Here is a 15,710-nt window from a genome sequence, read left to right on the forward strand (position 1 = left end):
CCTCCTCACTTCGCCGTGATCCGGACAGCGCCGGTCGTCGTGTCGCCCTTGTCGTCGGTGACGGTCAGATGCGCCGTGTACGTCCCCGCGCGCGCGTACGCGTGCTCGGCGTTGCCGCTCTCCGCACCACCGGGCTTGGAGTTGTCGCCGAAGTCCCAGTGGTACGAGGCCGCGGTGCGGCCCTGGGGGAGCCGCACCGTGCTGGTGAGCTTGACGGTGAGGGGCGCCGTGCCGCTGCCCGGGGCCGCCTTGACCGTCACCTTCGCCCCTGCCCTCTTCTCGACTCCGGGGCCGTTGAAGCGCAGCCAGTCGACCGAGAGGAGATCGGCCTTGTCGGAAGACCACTCCGGGTTGGTGAAGACGGCGTACAGCTTCGTCGTGCCGTCGTGGTCGGCCAGTTCGGTCGTCGGCGAGACGAAATTGCCCCAGCCGCCCGTGTTCGGCACGCTCACCTTGCCGAGCAGGTCGCCCGTCGGTGACCCGGCGCGGAACTCGATGTCACCACCGAGACCGCCCGAAGAGGCCCCCACCGTCACGGAGTCGACGCCCTTGAGGTGCACCGGGTCGAAGGAGACCCAGTCCCCGTCCTCGATCTCGATGATCCGCTTGCCGCCGGACGCGTCCGCGCGGTCACCGATGTCGACGCCGTTGTGCGCGCCGCCGGTGGCGGTGCGGTGCTCGGCCTCGCGGAAGGAGGTCCGCAGCGTCAGGGAGGCGGAACCGGTCAGGGCGGGCACCCCGGGCGCGCCCTTGTCCTCGTACTGGGCCGTGATCCCGTAGTAGAGGTTCTGGCCCGGCCCGTGGCTGTCCCCGGCGTCCGTCACGATCTCGCCCGTGCAGCCGGTGTAGTTGTCCAGCGGATGCAGATGGGTGTCGTGCCCGAGCTGGGACTGGACGACGACCTTCTTGCAGTCGACAGGACCGTCCTCCCTGTCCGTCACCTTGATCTTGAACGGAATCGTGTCGCCGAAGCTGAACGTCCCGCCGTTGGGCGGCTGTTGGATGCTCACCACGGGCCGGGTGTTCCCCACGGTGATCTCCTGCACGGCCAGACTGCTCAGCTCGTCCTGACCCGTGACCTTCAGGCGCGCGCTGAACTGCCCCTTCTTGGTGTATGTGTGAGTCGGGTTCGCCTCGGTCGAGTCGGTCGTGCCGTCGCCGTCGAAGTCCCACGCGTACGTGACGGGCTTACCGCCGGGCAGTCCCGAACCCTCGCTGGAGAACTTCACCTCAAGGGGCGTCCTGCCGTTGTCCGGAGTGGCCTTGACGCGGGCGTCCGGCAGCCGTCCGTCCGCCACGTAGTCGATGCGGTAGATGCCCGCGCCTTCGTTGCCGCCACCACGGCCCGTGCCGCTGCCGAGCCCGAAGTCGATGACGTACATCGCGCCGTCAGGACCGAAGTCGGCGTCGAAAGGCTGATTCCATTTCATGTCGCCGAAAATGGAGTTGACCGACTGGAGATCGCCCGCCTTCGCGGGGGCAAAGCGCGGGTCGGTGAACGTCTGGTCCTTCTCCTGCATCGAGAAGACCTTGAACCACTGCCGCGTCAGCTCGTAGTTGAACCACTTTCCCTCGAAGTACTCGGGGAACTTGGTCTTGTACGTGTTGGCGGCGTCGTAGTCATAGACGGGGCCGCTCATCGGACCGCCGCCGCCCGTACCGAGTTCGGGGAACTGCTCGGAGGCGGAGTAGGCGTACCAGACGTTCGCGGGCTTCGCGGGCGGCAGATCGCGCAGGCCCGTGTTGTTCGGCGAATCGTTCACGATCTTCGCGCAGTCGAATTTCGCGCCCGACTTCTTCGCTGCGAAGTCGTAGTCGTTGAACGGGGTGTTGTCGCCGACGCAGTAGGGCCAGCCGTAATTGCCCGCCTTGGTGATGCGGTTGAACTCGACGGTCCCCTCGGGGCCCCGGTCGGCGACGGCGGCCTTGGCGTCGGGCCCGTAGTCGGCCATCAGCAGGGCGCCGCTCAGCGGGTCGGTGGTGATGCGGAAGGGGTTGCGCATGCCCATCGCATAGATCTCGGACCGGGTCTTGTCCGTTCCCGGCGCGAAGAGATTCCCCTCGGGCACGGCATACGTACCGTCGTCCTTCGGGGTGACCCGCAGCACCTTTCCCCGCAGGTCGTTCGTATTGCCGGCTGTGCCTTGCGCGTCCCAGGCGCGGCGGCCTTCGCGCTCGTCGATCGGGCTGAATCCGTCCGACGCGAACGGATCGGTGTTGTCACCCGTCGCGATGTACAGGTCTCCCTTCTTGTCGAAGGCGATCGAGCCCGCCATGTGCGAGTTCGCCCGGCCCTCGCCACGCCACGTGGGAATGGTCAAGAGCCGCTTCTCCGTGGCCGGATCGATCTTTCCGCCCGCTTCGGTGAAGCGCGAGAGATTGATGCGTTTCTCGGTCTTGTCGGAGTTCAGGAGATAGACCCAGTGGTTGTCCTCGAACTTCGGGTCGAGCGCGAGGCCGAGCAGCCCGTCCGACTGGCTCGTCATCTCGGGGGTGTAGTCGAAGTCGAGCGCCGTGGAAACCTTCAGCGTCTCCTGGTCGATGATCTTCAGCTTCCCGGTGCGCTGGATGAAGAACACCCGGCGGTCGGGGGCCACGGCCAGCTCGAAGGGGTCGGCCAGGTCGTTGGTGGCGAGCGGCGTGCGCTGGAAGGCGCCGGTCTTGGTGGCGGTGCAGTCGCCGGGCTTGTTGCCGGCGGCCCACTCGATGCCGCCGAGGATGTGCTTCAGGAAGCCCTCTTCCTGGAAGGCCGACTTGGCGTGCCCGCCCGCCGTGTACCAGGAGCGTCCGCCGTCATAGTTCTGGCACCAGGACCACGGCTGGTCGACGCCCTCGTCGAGCCCGGTGACACCGTCGCGCACCTTGACCTGGGCGAGCGTGTGCACCTTCCCCGTGGGATTCGCGCGCCAGTTGTACCACTCCTCCGTACGCTCCCAGAGCTCGGGAAGGCCCTTGGTGGAGGGGTGCGCGTGGTCGAGGACCTTGATCCGCCCGGTCTGTACCTCGGGGTGCTTGTCGAAGATCGCGCCGACAAGCCCCTCGTACCAGCCCCAGTCCCGCTCACTGGCGGACGCCGCGTGCAGACCGACCCAGCCGCCGCCCGCGCGGACGTACTTCTGGAAGGCCGCGCGCTGCTCGGCGTCGAGCAGATCGCCCTTCTCCGGGGTGGAGTTGGTGTTGTTGAAGACGATGGCCTGGAAGCGGGCGAGGTTGGCGTCGGTGAAGGCGGACGCGTCGTCCGTGGCCTCCACTTCGAAGCCGTTCTCACTGCCCAGCCTCTTGATGGCCTCGACGCCGGCGGATATCGAGTCGTGGGGGAAGTTCGTGACCTTGGAGAAGACGAGGACGCGGAAGGGGGCGTCGTTCGTATCCGGTTGCGCCGACGCGGGAGGCGGTGCGGTGAGGCCGAGGCCGAGGCCGATGACCAGGGCCAGCAGGGCGAGGATCGCGAGGAGGGGGCGGGGTCTTGGCGCGTGGGGTCCGGATCTGGGCCGGAGGGGGTTGCGTCTGGGCGCGGTGGTACTCGTGGAACTCATGGCGCTCCCTGGGCTGGCGGGTGGAGACGGCTGCCGGTAGCCGGGTTTGCGGTGAGTGCGAGTTGCGCGAGTGCGCGAGGGCTGGGAAGCGCGGCTAGAAAGCGCTTTCCCTTGCGCGTTGCTCAGCGTAGGTTCCGCTCTGACGGAGGGTCAATGGGTCGGAAGGGCCTGGCGTGAGGAGGGAGCGGTCGGGGGGGGGCAGGGGTGCTGCGGGATCGGGTTCGGCGGGCGGGGGTGCTGCGGGATCCGAGTTGCCGGGCGGCGGTGCTGCGGGATCCGGTTTGCGCGGCACTGGTATGAGGCCCCGCAGGCGGGGGAGGGTCTCAGGACCAGGAACTGAAGCAATCCGTACAGGGGAGCCTTCCGCAATGCCTGACCAAGCCTCGACCGCCGCCCCCGCGTCTGCCTCCGCGCCCGCCCCCGCCGCGTATACCGCTGGACTCGTGAACGCGGCGGACGGCGTACCCGTCGCCACGTACACCTGGCTGCCCGACGGCGGCAGGCCGCGCGCCTTCGTGCAGATCGCGCACGGCGCGGGCGAGCACGCCCTGCGCTACGACCGCTTCGCGCGCCACCTGACCTCGCACGGCTACGGAGTCATCGCCTCCGACCACCGGGGACATGGGGCGACGGCACAGGCGACGGGTGGGTACGGGGTGACGGACACGTCTTCCGGTTCGGATGAGACGCCTGGCACCCCCGGCTCGTCGGGCGACAGTTGGCGCGCCATCGTCGACGACCTGAAGGCGATCGGCGACCAAGTACGCACCCTGTACCCCGGAACCCCGGTCTTCCTGCTCGGCCACAGCATGGGGTCGCATCTGGCCCGGGACTACGTCCAGGAGTACGCCGACGACCTCGCGGGCCTGATCCTCTCCGGGACGTTCCGCTCCCTGCCCGGGGTCGGGGTCGACGAGTCGATCGCCCGCCTGGAGCGCGAGATCGCCGAGGAGGGCCGCGCGGCGCTCTCCTCGTACCTCCCCGAGCTCTTCGCCGCCTTCAACGACCCGTACGCGCAGCGCACCGGCTTCGAGTGGCTCACGCGAGACGAGGCCGAGGTCGATGCGTACGTTGCCGACGAGCGCTGCGGATTTCCCTTCTCCGCCGGGCTCTGCCTGGACTGGGTACGTGCCGTGCGCAAGATGAACGACCCGCGCAATCTGGCCCGGATCCCGGCGGACCTGCCCGTCCACATCGCCGTCGGCACCGAGGACCCCTGCAACCAGGGCATGACGCTGGTCCATGAACTCGTGGAGGACTTCCGGTACTTGGGGGCGGACGACCTCACCTGGCGGGGGTATGAAGGGGCGCGCCACGAGATCCTCAATGAGACCAACAGGGACGAGGTGCAGGAGGATCTGAGGGCGTGGCTGGACAAGCACGTGCTGTGAGGCGCGTCGTCGGCCGGGGGCCCGCTGTCAGTGGCGTTGGCTACCGTTCAGGGCATGTCTCGGACTCATGCCAAAGCCCAGGTCACGGGCGACGACGTACGCCGTATCGCGCTGGCCCTGCCGGATACGACGGAGAAGATCGCCTGGAGCATGCCCACCTTCCGGGTGGCCGGAAAGATGTTCGCCACGCTTCCCGAGGACGAGACGTCCATCGCCGTTCGGTGCCCGAAGGAGGAGCGCGACGAGTTGGTCCTGGCGGAGCCGGGGAAGTTCTGGATCGCCGATCACGAGGCGATGTTCGCGTGGGTCCGCGCCCGGCTCTCGGCCCTCGACAAGGGTGAGCTGACCGACATCCTCGCCGACTCCTGGCGCCAGGCCGCTCCCACCCGACTCCTGGAGTCCTACCCGGAGTTGGGGGTCCCGCCGGTGGGCTAGTGCGTTGGTGCCGGGTGGCTGGCTGCCATGCCCAGGGGCTCCTGAAAACGGCTCGACGGCTCTGCGGAGTCCTGACACAGTGGCGCACTATGTCGAATGCCGAGCTTGTTACCGCCGTGGACGTGCGGCTCATGCAGGGCCTGGCCCAGCGTGTCACCGCCATCCGCCCGGACCTCGTGAACGGTGACGCGACGTTCGGCGAGCTGGCCTGGAACTGGGGCAAGGGGCACGCCGGAGCCGGGGCGGGCTGGACGCGTCGGCTGTGGTTCTCCGGCGGGGAGCTGGTGGCGTGGGGATGGGCCCAACTTCCGCACCGGTCGGGGAAGGAGGTGTCCGGCACCGGCGCCTATCTGGCGTATCAGATCCATCCCGATCACGCGGGCCTCGTCGACGAGGTGATCGACTGGTACGACGCTGCGGCTGCCGACCTCGAACGTACGGTGATGCCGAGCGCCGCCGATGAGTTCGCACTGAAGCGCTGGGCGGCGCACGGCTATGAGACCGACCCCGCGGCGCTCGGCGACACCGGTTCCTGGACCCAGCTCAACGAGCGAGACCTCACCGACGTGGAACAGCCGGTGCTGCCGGACGGTTTCCGGTTCCGCACCGCCGACGAGGCCGGGCCGAAGGCCGCGGTCCAGGCCCACCTGGACGCCTGGCCCCGATCGACGTACACGGTGGAGGCCTACCAGGGCGTCCGGCAGACGACGGGGTACCGCGGCGACCTGCACATCCTGGTGGAGGCACCGGACGGAACGATGGCGTCCTCGACGATCATGTGGCTGGACGAAGCGAACAAGACGGCCGAGTTCGAGCCGGTAGGGACGCGCCCGGACTACCGGCGTCTGGGCCTGGGAAGGGCGATGCTTCTGCACGGGATGCGCGTGGCCCGGTCGGCGGGTGCCACCCATGTGACGGTCGCCTGCCTGGGCGCGCCGGGGCATCCGCAGGCGCGGGGGCTGTACTACGGCGTCGGTTTCCGGGAGTTGACGCGGGACGCGCCGCTCATCAAGACCTAGCCCGCGCCTCGCGCGCTCGCTGAGGAGTGGGGGATGGAGCCGGGGTGCGGGCGGCGGCTCCTCACCTCGCTCCGCCACGGCATCTTCTGCCCCGTCAGCAGGCAGTCAGCAGGCGGTCAGCAGGCCTCAGCAGGACGATCTATGCCCGGCGCCAGGCGACCAAATCCGGTCGTCCGCTGTCAGTGCCCCGTGTCATGATCCGGGGCGGCACGGAGGTCGAGACCCGTGGACTGCGGGCCCGCCGCTTCTGCCGGGGGAGGGGACAGGGGTGCCGTCAGGGGGCAAATGGATCGACGTCGGCCGGGACGACGGGGAGGCGCGTGGCGGCCGAGAGGGTACGGGAGTGCCTGGCGGCGGGGAGGGTACGGGAGTGCCTGGCCGTGGGACGGCCGCCGGGCCCCTTGGCGACCGGAAGGGCACGGAAACGCCCGGCCGCCGGACGGACGCGGGTGCGCCTGGCGACCGGAAGGATGCCGGAACGCGTGGTGGCCAGGAGGGCATGGAAGTGCCCGGGGGCCCCACGGACGCGGGTGCGCCTGGCGACCGGAAGGATGCCGGAACGCGTGGCGACCGCAAGGGTGCACGGCTGCCCGGCGGGGATGACGGGGAGGGCGCGCGGCTGCCCGGCGGCGGCCGCAAGGGCGAATGGATGCCTGGCGGGAGCCGCCAGGGCGAACGGCCGCTGAGCGGGGGCCGCAAGGAGGCACGGCTGCCTGGCGGGGATGACGGCGAGGGTGCACGTCCGCCCGGCGGGGGCCGCCAGGGCGAACGCACGCCGAGCGGGGGCCGCAAGGAGGCACGGCCGCCCAGCGGGGACGACCGCAAGGAGGCACGGCAGCCCAGCAGGGACGACCGCACGGGCGCACGGCGGCCCAGCAGGGACCGCCAGAGCATCTGGTCGCGGGACTTCGGCTTCTTCTTCGCGGCGCGATCCGTGGCCAAGCTCGGCGACACCATGCTGCCCGTCGCGCTCGCCGCGGGACTGCTCCAGCACGGGCATGGCGCGGGTGCCGTAGGACTCGCGATGGCCGCCACGACCGTCTGCTTCGCGGGGCTCGTGATCTTCGGCGGAGTCTTCGCCGACCGCGTAAGCACCCGCCTGCTGATGATCGGCGCCGACGCCGTCCGGCTCGGCACGCAGTCCGTCGCGGCGGTCCTCTTCTTCACCGGCCACGTCGTCCTCTGGCAGATCTGCGTGATCGGCGCGGTCAACGGCGCCGCGGGTGCCCTCTTCCAGCCCGGCGTCGCCAGCACGGTCCCGCGCCTCGCCACCGACGTCCAGAAGGCCAACGGCGCGATACGCGTGGCCGAGTCGGCCGCGGCCCTGGCAGGACCGGCCGTAGCGGGCGTCCTCGTGGCCTTCGCCTCGCCCGGCGCCGTCTTCGCCGCGCACGCGGGAACGTACGGCCTGAGCGCCCTGTGCCTGCTCCTCCTCCGCCTGCCACCCGCACTCCCCGGTGCGCTCCCGCACAGCAACGGCTTCCGGGCCGATCTGGTGCAGGGCTGGCGGGAGTTCAGGTCCCACACCTGGCTGTGGGGCGTCATCGCCATCTTCTGCCTCCTGATGATCACGACGACGGGCCCGCTCACGCCCCTCGTGGCGACCCTCGTCGTCCAGGAGCACGGCTCAGGCGCGTACGGCCTGATCAACTCCGCCCTGGGCGCCGGCACCGTACTCGGCGGCCTGGTCGCCCTGCGGCTGCGCCCCCACCGCATGCTCCGCGCGGGCTCCGTCGCCCTGATCGGCTACTGCGCGTTCCCCGCGGCGGTCGGCGCCCAGCTGGGCGTCCCGCTGATGGCGGCGGGCGCCGCGGTCGCGGGCGCCGGACTCTCCTTCTGGGGCGTGATGTGGGCGACGAGCGTCCAGACCCAGGTGCCCCCCGACGTCCTCAACCGCATCCACGCCTACGACGTCGCGGGATCCATCGCCCTGCTACCGGTCGGCCAGGCCCTCGCGGGCCCCGCAGCGAACGCCTTCGGCACGGAACAGGTACTGATCACGGGCGCGGTGACGACGGTCGTCGTATGCCTGGCGATGCTGTCGGTGCCCGCGATACGCGGGTTGGTGCGGGTGGATGCCAGAAACCCGGTCTCAGGCGGCGGGCCGACGCGCGAAGTGAGAACGGCCGATCGAGAGCCCGCCACACGAGAGCCCGCTGTACGAGAGCCCGCCACACGAGAGTCCGCTATACGAGAGCCCGCGCCCCCAGAAAGCCGGTGATCCGCTCACGCAAGGACCGTACGTCGAGCCCATGCGCGGCCATGTGCTCGTCGACCTGCCCATAGCGGCGCAGCTCGGCACGGCCGACACCGAGCCCGAGCACCCGGTGCGGGACATCGGCGAGGGCGTCGTTCGCGGCGGCGGTGGAGGTCCCGGCCAGATAGGGCTCGACGACCACGACATCGGCCACCGCCCCGGCCGCCGTCGCCCGCCGCAGCGCCTCGACGTCGAAGGGCCGCACCGTGGTCGCGTACAGCACGGTGAGATCGAGCCCCTCACTCGCGGCGAGTACGTTGTCCAGCATCGGCCCGACGGCGATCACGACCCCGCCGCCCCCCTCACGCACGGTGTGGAAGTGCTTCCCGTCGACCGGCAGCCCACGCCCGTTGGACTGCTCCGAGAGCCGGACGTACACCTTGTCGTCGCCCGCGGCGACAGCGTGTCGCAGCAGCGTCTCGGCCTCGTCGGGATGCCCCGGCACCTGCACGGTCCAGCCGTCGAGCGTGTCGAGCAGCGCCACATCGCCCGGCGACATGTGCGTAAAACCACCGGCGGGCCAGTCGAAGGAGGCGGCCGCGCTGACCAGTACCCCGCCCACGCCCTGATGCCCGAAGTCCAGCTTGACCTGCTCGAACGGCCGCTCCACGAGAAAGCTCGCGAACGTGTGTACGACGGGCCGCAGCCCGGCGAGCGCGAGCCCGGCCCCGGCCCCGATGAGCAACTGCTCCCGGATGCCGACATTGATGACCCGGTCCGGGTGCTTGCGCTGCGTCTCCTTGAATACGTCCGTGCCGATCTCGGCGAGGACGACGGCGACGCGAGGATCCTCGTCGAGCAAACGGGAGACGACGGGGGCGAAGCGATCACGCATGGTGTCCATGACAGAGGAACCTTCCAAGAGAAGCGGAAACGAAGCCGTTCGGGGCCACGCGGACGGCGGACGACCGATCACCCTCGAGCAGGCGTGGGCGCGCCCACGCCACCCTTCGGCTCGACCTGGGCCACGACCACCCGCGGCCGGCCCGGATGCGGCGCGGTGAACGCCGCGTACAGCGCGTCGTGATCGCGACCGTCGACGGTCGCGGTGGACCACCCCGCCACCTCGAAGCGCGCGGCGATGCCACCGGGCCGCGCATGGCGCGCGGAGGCGTTGTCGATCACGACGGTGTGCAGCTGTTCGAGCCCGGCCGGCCCGGCGAAGGCGATCGCTTCGTGATTGCTGCCCTCGTCCAGCTCGGCATCCCCCACGAGGACCCACACCCGCGCGTCCCGGTTCCCCTGCGCCCGAAGCCCGAGCGCGGTCCCGACGGCGATCGGCAGCCCATGCCCGAGCGACCCACTCCCGATCTCGACCCCCGGCACGAGCACCCGGTCCGGGTGATGCCCCAGCGGAGAGTCGTACGCCCCGAACCCCTCCAGCCAGTCGACGGGTACGAAGCCCTTGGCGGCGAGGACGGCGTAGTACGCCATGGGCCCATGCCCCTTGGAGAGCAGAAACCGATCGCGCTCCGGATCGTCCACGCGCTCGGGCGTGACCCTGAGCACCCGGTCGTAGAGGACCCAGAGCGCGTCGAGAGTGGAGGTCGCGGCGGGCCCGTGCTTCTCGTCCCCTGTCATCAGCGCCATGAGGCGGGAGAGATCTGCGTGTCCGTAGTCGTATCCGGGTTCCGTGGTGGTCGTCATGACACAGAGCGTGCAACCTCAAGTAGGCTTGAGGTCAACGCCCCGCGAAAGGTGTGAGCGATCACCGCCCGGAGTGCGGTATTGTTTCGGTGCACGTTCGGCCAGGGGAAACCCCAGGTCACACGGGCACCGGGACGTGGCGCAGCTTGGTAGCGCACTTGACTGGGGGTCAAGGGGTCGCAGGTTCAAATCCTGTCGTCCCGACTAGTTCGAACTATCGAACGTCGCAGGTGAAGGGCCGTTTTCGAACGGCCCTTTTTCTGTTGCCCGGTCGCTCCCAGGTGGGAGCGGGGAGCGGGAGCACGCCCCCACACGACCCCTTACCTGTTTGCTCCCACTCGGGCGGCTGCGCACATATTCGGTTTCTTGGGAGTGAAGCGGTGACCCCATATCCGGAGGCCGGGATATGGGGCCATGCGAATCCTTGACCCCATGTCCGGTTCCGTTTGGCGGGTATGTCGCTTTTTCGGTGATCGTGGTTGCGGGACGCATGGAATTGTTGAATGCGGAAGCGAGAGGTTCAAAATCCGTCGGAGGCGCGGGTGGCTGGAGCTTCTCTGAGCTACAGCGGGAACAACTCGTCCTGGAAGCAGTCGGCGATGCCGCGCCGGGGATAGAACAGCCCGAGGAGTATGAAGGTCCGGGGCGCTTGGCGAGGTTTCCCGACGAAGCGGTGGACGGCCTTGTCGGTCTTGAAGATGCGGGTGTCGCGGTGTCGGCCGTCAGGCACGTGGGGGCCGCAGCGCTGCCTGCATGATCGTTCGGCAGCGTTCCCAGGAGGCGGGGATGAGGTGGCCGTAGATGTCGACCGTGGTCTTGATCGACCGGTGTCCGAGCCAGCGGGAGACTTCGTGTACGGGAATGCCGTGGCCCAGGGCACTGGAGGCGAAGAAATGGCGCAGGCAGTGCGGCGTGTACCAAGGGGTGCCGTCGGGGTGGACGAGTTCTGCGTCCCGGAGTGCCTTACGGAAGTGGTAGGCGTACGTGGTGGCCGTGGGCATGGTCCCCTTTCCGCGGACGCGTGGCGCGAACAGCACCTCGTGGCCGGACCGCTCGACGTACCCCACATGCGTAGATGCGCCTCGATCTCTTGATTGAGGAAAGGTGGCAGCGGGACGTCCCGGTACTCCTTGGCGGAGCGGTGCTTGAGCGGCACGAACCGCGTTGCGCAGTCCATGCGGTGCCCCTTGGCACTGACCTGTCGGCGCAGCCGCAGAAATTCGGAGCGGTGGCAGTCGGCTGTGAAGGCGAGGGCCTCGCTGATCCGTAGCCCCGCCCCAGCTTGCAGGTAAACGGTCAGCCGATAGTGCGGCGAGATGTGCTCAGCGATCAGATCGACTTCTTGCAGGGTGGGCAGCAGGTCCTCGTCGAGCGCGGGGGATGCCCTGCGGGGGAGTTTGACGCCGTCGGTGGGGTCATCGGGCCGTCGCTTGTCTTTGACAGCGCTTTGAAAAAGGCTCGAGACCGTCTTCATGCGGTCGCGTACCGTGCTCGCGGCCAGATCCTGGCCAAGGGCAGTGACGAGCACGTCGATGTCGCATCGCTCGATTCCGGCGATGGGCCGATCTCCGAGCGGTGGGAGCACGTGGATGCGCAGAAAGCTCTCGTAGTTGCGGTAGGTGGAGTCGCAGATGACCTGGCGTTGCAACCATTGCTTGGCGTAGGCGCGCAAGGGGATTTGTCCGCTCGGGGGTCGAGGAAGAGACCGTCGTACTTGTCTCGTTGCAATCGTGCGGCGTAGGCGTCTGCCTGCCACTTATTCTCGAAGCTCCGTTCACGTTGGCGGCCTCCGGCGCTGCGCGGTTCGCGATAGCGCACGGTCCAAGGGTGTCCGCATCGGGCCTTCTGGCAGAGGTAACGAGTGCTGCGTTTGTCGCTTTTGCATCGCTGCTAGACGGGCATCGAATCTCGCTTCGGTACCGGTGGGCGCCTGCAGTTGCTGCTCAGTGGCGCAGCGTCGGCGTCTGGAGGACACCACACGTCCTGGGCAGTTACTTCGGCGGGTTCCAGGCGCAGGCTTACTGGGCTACGGCGCCCTGGCGTGGCGGGCTGCGCCGGATGGAGCAATAGAACCTTCGGTGATGGGCCCATGCATGCCGTAGTGCAAAGCTCCGGAAGGACAGCGGTGTTCGTTGCTCGTTCGGTGTCGGGAACACGCATGCCGCGCTGGCAGTGGGACGCGACCGGGCCTCGGCTGTTCTGACGGCTCATGGCCAAGCGGTCGGCGATTGCTGGCTGCACCCTGACAAGTGGCTCAGCCCCCGCTGCGGGCATGATGCGGCTTGATCAGAGCGAGGTGCCGGGCAGCGTCGTGTCGGGCCGGTTCAGTAATGGGGGCCGGCGCAAAACCTGACGGGGTAGTGACATCAGGAGACGACCAGGGGCGCCCGGCTTTGCGCAGTGAACGTAGTCCGTTTCGTGCCTAGTTGCCGCTCCAGGATGACGAACTGATGGCGCAGGGCGAGGGTCTCCACATCCTTGTTACGGTCGCTCACCGGACATCCTGGAGATACGGGTCGCCGCCCTGCTGGGGGCCCACCCTCTCGCGAAGGTCCTGACCTCCATGCCCGGGGTCGCGGTCAGGACCGGTGCTCGCATCCTGGCCGAGGTCGGCGATGCCGGCGCGTTCCCCACCGCCGCCCACCTGGCCTCTTACGCGGGACTGACCCCCACCACCCGCTGATCGGGAACCTCCATCCGGGGCGAAGGACCGCCCCGCGGCGGCAAGAAGATGCTCAAACGGGCCCTGTTCCTGGCCTCGTTCGCCTCGCTGAGCAGCCCCGAATCGCGGGCCTGCTACGACAGGCGTCGTTTTCCGTCCCGCGCCCATCTGTCTTGTTGCACCCTGTCCTGTCGGTCTTCCCGCTCGGCAGCGAGGGCCTGGTGCCGAGCGCGGGCGGTGGCACGTTGCCGACACTGGCGCTGTTCCTCGGTGAGTTTGGCCATGGCTACGGGCGCCGCACCTGGGGCACAGTGGCGGGACTCACCCCGCTCCAAACGCTTGCGACGCCATCGACTGCTTCCGCGTCCCGTCTGCCAAAGCCGTCAGGACACGGCGTTTGATCTCGGCGCGCTGCGGGCTGGTGACGAGCGAGTTGGGCAGAAAGTCATCGCGCCCTTCGTGGGGCCGCAGCACGGCGCGAACGTAGCCGTACTTGGACTGGTGCCCCTCGATGAGGAACTGGCTCACTGTGGCCTTGGCTTCGGCCGAAGCAACGACACGAGGGCATTCCCGCTCCCGTTCGCGCAGCACCTGGGTGATCTGACGGGCGTACCGCTTGTACTCAAGACGCCGCTGCTGGAAGGGATCACGTCGACTGAGTGGCTTGACCTCTCGTAAGGGGGTCACTCTTCCCTAGACGAGGAAGGGCCGACGGACCAACGGGGCGCTGCTGCTGCCATTCGGCACCCCAGCCGTCATCCTCACTCTCTTCGCTTCCGCAACCCAACCCAGCGATTCCAGATTCTCCCGGCGCGCCCGACGCGGTGATGTTGAGCAACGGCTTCGCAAATGGACTGGAGAGCATGGCTGCCGAACTGAAGCGGCGCATTTTACCCGCAAATCACCAAGAGGTGACCTGCATCCGGGAGCGGCCCCCCTCGAACGAGGCTTCCACCTCGACCGTGCCCCACGGGACATCTATCAAGACAGGGAACTCAGCCGCAGCTCTCATCCCCGCCACGAGACAACAGCCCTTTATCCTCTCCCAGGAGGCGCAGTATGCCGAAGACGGCAGCGACAATCCCCGACGCCAGGCGCACGGAGTCCCACGGTTCAAAGCACCGGACAGTCGGAGAGGTTCTTGCGTCAGACAACGACAACCTGAATCACTCTAGCTACGTCAAAACCAACCCGGTGATGGCGTTCGAGGCGCTCACCGCTGAGTACGGACTCCGGGTGGTGGCGTGGGACCTATCCACACTGGATCATAAACTCCGTGAAAGCTACGTCGCCGCCTACGTGGAATTGAACGGCGATCGGGTCTTCGTCGTCCCCGTCGACCAGGACCCGCACCTTCGCCTCTCAGCCCTCAACCACGTCCTCACGCATCATGAGGTGACACCGGTATGACACTCACCGACACCTCCGTGTGCGTCTACGAGGGCGGCCCAGCCGTCACGGTCCGCTCCGGCAAGACCGGCGAGCAGTACGGGTTGTGTGCTTCGTGCGCTGACAGTACCGATCGCACCGACGCCGTCAGCGAGGTCATGGAAGGCTTCCGTACCCGCATGCGGGAAGCCGGACGCCTCGACGAACGCATTGAGGTCTTCATCAATGCGGTGATCGTCTGCGCGCCGCTGGCGCCCGGCAGCGACCCGCTGGCCGGGATCAGCGCCGTCTTCCTTTACCTCGCCAAGCGAACCGGAGTCGAAGCAGAGGTGACAGCATGACCTCGCTCTCCGCCGCGCACGTCATTGCCCAGCTTGAGGCCGACCATGTCGCTGCTGGCGCGATCGGGCTCGGCAGCCCAGCCCTCGACGCCTTTTACGGGGGAGTTATCGATGTCGTCGCCGGCTCCCCCGACCCAATAGCCGCCATCAGTGCCATCGCCGAGCTCATCTCCTGCGAACGCCGCGAGCAACACGCCTGTCCGAGCTACCGCGACTGCACCGAGACCGGGCCGCACTTTGACCACTGCCGCCACAATCTGGAAGTAACAGGCAGCAACGGCCGCCCCGTCCTGGAGTGTGGCATGGTCGCAAACTCCGGCGAAAACATGCGGTCGATCGTCTACATTCGCGACGAGGAGTTCACGGATGTTGTCTCCGTCCGTGCGAAGACCACCGAGCTAAGAAACCTGTTGCATCAGGATGATGAGATGGCAGACCGGGTCTTCGCTGACGGGCATGATCGATTACACGGAAGTACTGGATGAGCCAGGCTTCTGTCGCCGCCGACACCGGCAACCCTGAAGCCGCTCAGAGCAGGGGGACATCGAGGAGAAGTTCGGCGCGCAGGGCTTCCTGAGGAATTCTGCGTCCTGCAATAAGAAGTCGACGGGCCTGCTCTCGGAGGTCTTCCGGGAGCCAAGCGGATGCTGCACGGGACCTCTTGGCTGCCAGCCCGTTCTCCCTCACGCGATGGCTGGGCCAGCAGTAGCGCCCACAGTCTTTGTGCCGGGCCTGCTTCGACACTGGCGTCGTGGACGATCGCGCATACCGTTGCCGCGATTTTCAGGCCGGTTGAGTCCAGGTCTCCCATGTAGTCGAGGCGCATGACCGGAAACGGGAGGGCGGAGATGGATTCGAGGGGGGGCGGTGTTGCGGCCCTGCACCCACGCGACAGCCGCCCAGGGTGCCGGAGTCCTGGCACGTAGCACTTTGAGCAGGGTTCGATAGGTGCTGTGGTTTTCCACGCAGACCATCGGCACGGGCGCCTGGGAGATCTCTTTGCCCCGTCGAACAGTTGGGCGGGGAAGGTGGC

At 68.2% G+C, this 15,710-nt stretch carries 14 protein-coding genes, 1 tRNA gene and 1 pseudogene; 9 read left to right on the plus strand and 7 right to left on the minus strand.

From position 1 onward, the window contains the following. Positions 1–5: 5 nt before the first annotated feature. Positions 6–3,536 carry a ThuA domain-containing protein gene (locus ACGFX9_RS14475; protein WP_393470202.1) on the minus strand — a complete coding sequence of 1,177 codons (3,531 nt, stop codon included), beginning with the start codon at positions 3,534–3,536 and terminating at the stop codon, positions 6–8. 368 nt (positions 3,537–3,904) lie between these two features. Between ACGFX9_RS14475 and ACGFX9_RS14480 the strand changes: the two genes are divergently transcribed. The 4 genes from ACGFX9_RS14480 to ACGFX9_RS14495 all read left to right on the plus strand — a co-directional run bounded on the left by ACGFX9_RS14480 (position 3,905) and on the right by ACGFX9_RS14495 (position 8,602). Beyond that, positions 3,905–4,927: an alpha/beta fold hydrolase gene (locus ACGFX9_RS14480; protein WP_393470205.1), complete on the plus strand. Its 1,023-nt coding sequence runs from the start codon at positions 3,905–3,907 to the stop codon at positions 4,925–4,927. 54 nt (positions 4,928–4,981) lie between these two features. Then, positions 4,982–5,362 (plus strand): MmcQ/YjbR family DNA-binding protein, encoded by a 381-nt coding sequence (locus ACGFX9_RS14485; protein ID WP_393470208.1) that lies wholly within the window; start codon positions 4,982–4,984, stop codon positions 5,360–5,362. Between the two features lie 89 nt (positions 5,363–5,451). Then, entirely contained in the window at positions 5,452–6,381 is a 930-nt protein-coding gene (locus ACGFX9_RS14490; RefSeq protein ID WP_393470211.1) for a GNAT family N-acetyltransferase, read from the plus strand. A gap of 892 nt (positions 6,382–7,273) precedes the next feature. After that, positions 7,274–8,602: an MFS transporter gene (locus ACGFX9_RS14495; RefSeq protein WP_393470540.1), complete on the plus strand. Its 1,329-nt coding sequence runs from the start codon at positions 7,274–7,276 to the stop codon at positions 8,600–8,602. Here the strand turns inward: ACGFX9_RS14495 and ACGFX9_RS14500 are convergent. Continuing rightward, positions 8,568–9,482: a transketolase gene (locus tag ACGFX9_RS14500; RefSeq protein WP_393470214.1), complete on the minus strand. Its 915-nt coding sequence runs from the start codon at positions 9,480–9,482 to the stop codon at positions 8,568–8,570. The two genes, ACGFX9_RS14495 and ACGFX9_RS14500, sit on opposite strands and share 35 nt — an antisense overlap. A gap of 68 nt (positions 9,483–9,550) precedes the next feature. Beyond that, positions 9,551–10,285 carry a transketolase gene (locus ACGFX9_RS14505; RefSeq protein ID WP_393470217.1) on the minus strand — a complete coding sequence of 245 codons (735 nt, stop codon included), beginning with the start codon at positions 10,283–10,285 and terminating at the stop codon, positions 9,551–9,553. Between the two features lie 130 nt (positions 10,286–10,415). Here ACGFX9_RS14505 and ACGFX9_RS14510 point away from each other — a divergent pair. Beyond that, positions 10,416–10,489, plus strand: a tRNA-Pro gene (locus ACGFX9_RS14510). A gap of 358 nt (positions 10,490–10,847) precedes the next feature. On the opposite strand, the gene ACGFX9_RS14515 is transcribed toward ACGFX9_RS14510, so the two are convergent. From ACGFX9_RS14515 to ACGFX9_RS14525, 3 genes are all read right to left on the minus strand, one after another. Beyond that, on the minus strand, positions 10,848–11,015 hold the full coding sequence (locus ACGFX9_RS14515; RefSeq protein WP_393470220.1) for a hypothetical protein: 168 nt from the start codon (positions 11,013–11,015) through the stop codon (positions 10,848–10,850). After that, entirely contained in the window at positions 11,008–11,286 is a 279-nt protein-coding gene (locus tag ACGFX9_RS14520) for a tyrosine-type recombinase/integrase (RefSeq protein ID WP_393470223.1), read from the minus strand. The genes ACGFX9_RS14515 and ACGFX9_RS14520 overlap by 8 nt, the downstream gene beginning before the upstream one ends. A 1,365-nt stretch (positions 11,287–12,651) precedes the next feature. Next, positions 12,652–12,780, minus strand: a complete 129-nt coding sequence (locus tag ACGFX9_RS14525; protein WP_393470226.1) for a hypothetical protein — start codon at positions 12,778–12,780, stop codon at positions 12,652–12,654. Between the two features lie 20 nt (positions 12,781–12,800). On the opposite strand from ACGFX9_RS14525, the pseudogene ACGFX9_RS14530 reads away from it, so the two are divergent. Further along, positions 12,801–13,115 (plus strand): annotated as a pseudogene (locus tag ACGFX9_RS14530) (IS110 family transposase); the annotation flags it as partial. A 153-nt stretch (positions 13,116–13,268) separates the two neighbouring features. On the opposite strand, the gene ACGFX9_RS14535 reads toward ACGFX9_RS14530, so the two are convergent. After that, on the minus strand, positions 13,269–13,634 hold the full coding sequence (locus ACGFX9_RS14535; protein WP_393470229.1) for a hypothetical protein: 366 nt from the start codon (positions 13,632–13,634) through the stop codon (positions 13,269–13,271). A gap of 372 nt (positions 13,635–14,006) precedes the next feature. Between ACGFX9_RS14535 and ACGFX9_RS14540 the strand changes: the two genes are divergently transcribed. Genes ACGFX9_RS14540 through ACGFX9_RS14550 form a run of 3 tightly spaced genes read left to right on the plus strand, consistent with a single transcriptional unit; the run spans position 14,007 to position 15,162 of the window. After that, the gene (locus ACGFX9_RS14540) at positions 14,007–14,357 is read left to right on the plus strand and encodes a hypothetical protein (RefSeq protein WP_393470231.1); all 351 of its coding nucleotides are present in this window, start codon (positions 14,007–14,009) and stop codon (positions 14,355–14,357) included. Beyond that, on the plus strand, positions 14,354–14,677 hold the full coding sequence (locus ACGFX9_RS14545; RefSeq protein ID WP_393470234.1) for a hypothetical protein: 324 nt from the start codon (positions 14,354–14,356) through the stop codon (positions 14,675–14,677). The genes ACGFX9_RS14540 and ACGFX9_RS14545 overlap by 4 nt, the downstream gene beginning before the upstream one ends. Beyond that, the gene (locus tag ACGFX9_RS14550; RefSeq protein ID WP_393470236.1) at positions 14,674–15,162 is read left to right on the plus strand and encodes a hypothetical protein; all 489 of its coding nucleotides are present in this window, start codon (positions 14,674–14,676) and stop codon (positions 15,160–15,162) included. Before ACGFX9_RS14545 ends, ACGFX9_RS14550 begins: the two co-directional genes overlap by 4 nt. Positions 15,163–15,710 lie beyond the last annotated feature (548 nt).

This window comes from Streptomyces sp. NPDC048436 (assembly GCF_043200355.1).
Lineage (GTDB): Bacteria > Actinomycetota > Actinomycetes > Streptomycetales > Streptomycetaceae > Streptomyces.

What these genes read in the sequence shown, in the direction of transcription:
- ACGFX9_RS14475 (WP_393470202.1), bottom strand. Translation starts at nt 3,536, where the DNA reads ATGAGTTCCACGAGTACCACCGCGCCCAGACGCAACCCCCTCCGGCCC.
- ACGFX9_RS14480 (WP_393470205.1), top strand. Translation starts at nt 3,905, where the DNA reads ATGCCTGACCAAGCCTCGACCGCCGCCCCCGCGTCTGCCTCCGCGCCC.
- ACGFX9_RS14485 (WP_393470208.1), top strand. Translation starts at nt 4,982, where the DNA reads ATGTCTCGGACTCATGCCAAAGCCCAGGTCACGGGCGACGACGTACGC.
- ACGFX9_RS14490 (WP_393470211.1), top strand. Translation starts at nt 5,452, where the DNA reads ATGTCGAATGCCGAGCTTGTTACCGCCGTGGACGTGCGGCTCATGCAG.
- ACGFX9_RS14500 (WP_393470214.1), bottom strand. Translation starts at nt 9,482, where the DNA reads ATGGACACCATGCGTGATCGCTTCGCCCCCGTCGTCTCCCGTTTGCTC.
- ACGFX9_RS14505 (WP_393470217.1), bottom strand. Translation starts at nt 10,285, where the DNA reads ATGACGACCACCACGGAACCCGGATACGACTACGGACACGCAGATCTC.
- ACGFX9_RS14520 (WP_393470223.1), bottom strand. Translation starts at nt 11,286, where the DNA reads ATGCCCACGGCCACCACGTACGCCTACCACTTCCGTAAGGCACTCCGG.
- ACGFX9_RS14540 (WP_393470231.1), top strand. Translation starts at nt 14,007, where the DNA reads ATGCCGAAGACGGCAGCGACAATCCCCGACGCCAGGCGCACGGAGTCC.
- ACGFX9_RS14545 (WP_393470234.1), top strand. Translation starts at nt 14,354, where the DNA reads ATGACACTCACCGACACCTCCGTGTGCGTCTACGAGGGCGGCCCAGCC.
- ACGFX9_RS14550 (WP_393470236.1), top strand. Translation starts at nt 14,674, where the DNA reads ATGACCTCGCTCTCCGCCGCGCACGTCATTGCCCAGCTTGAGGCCGAC.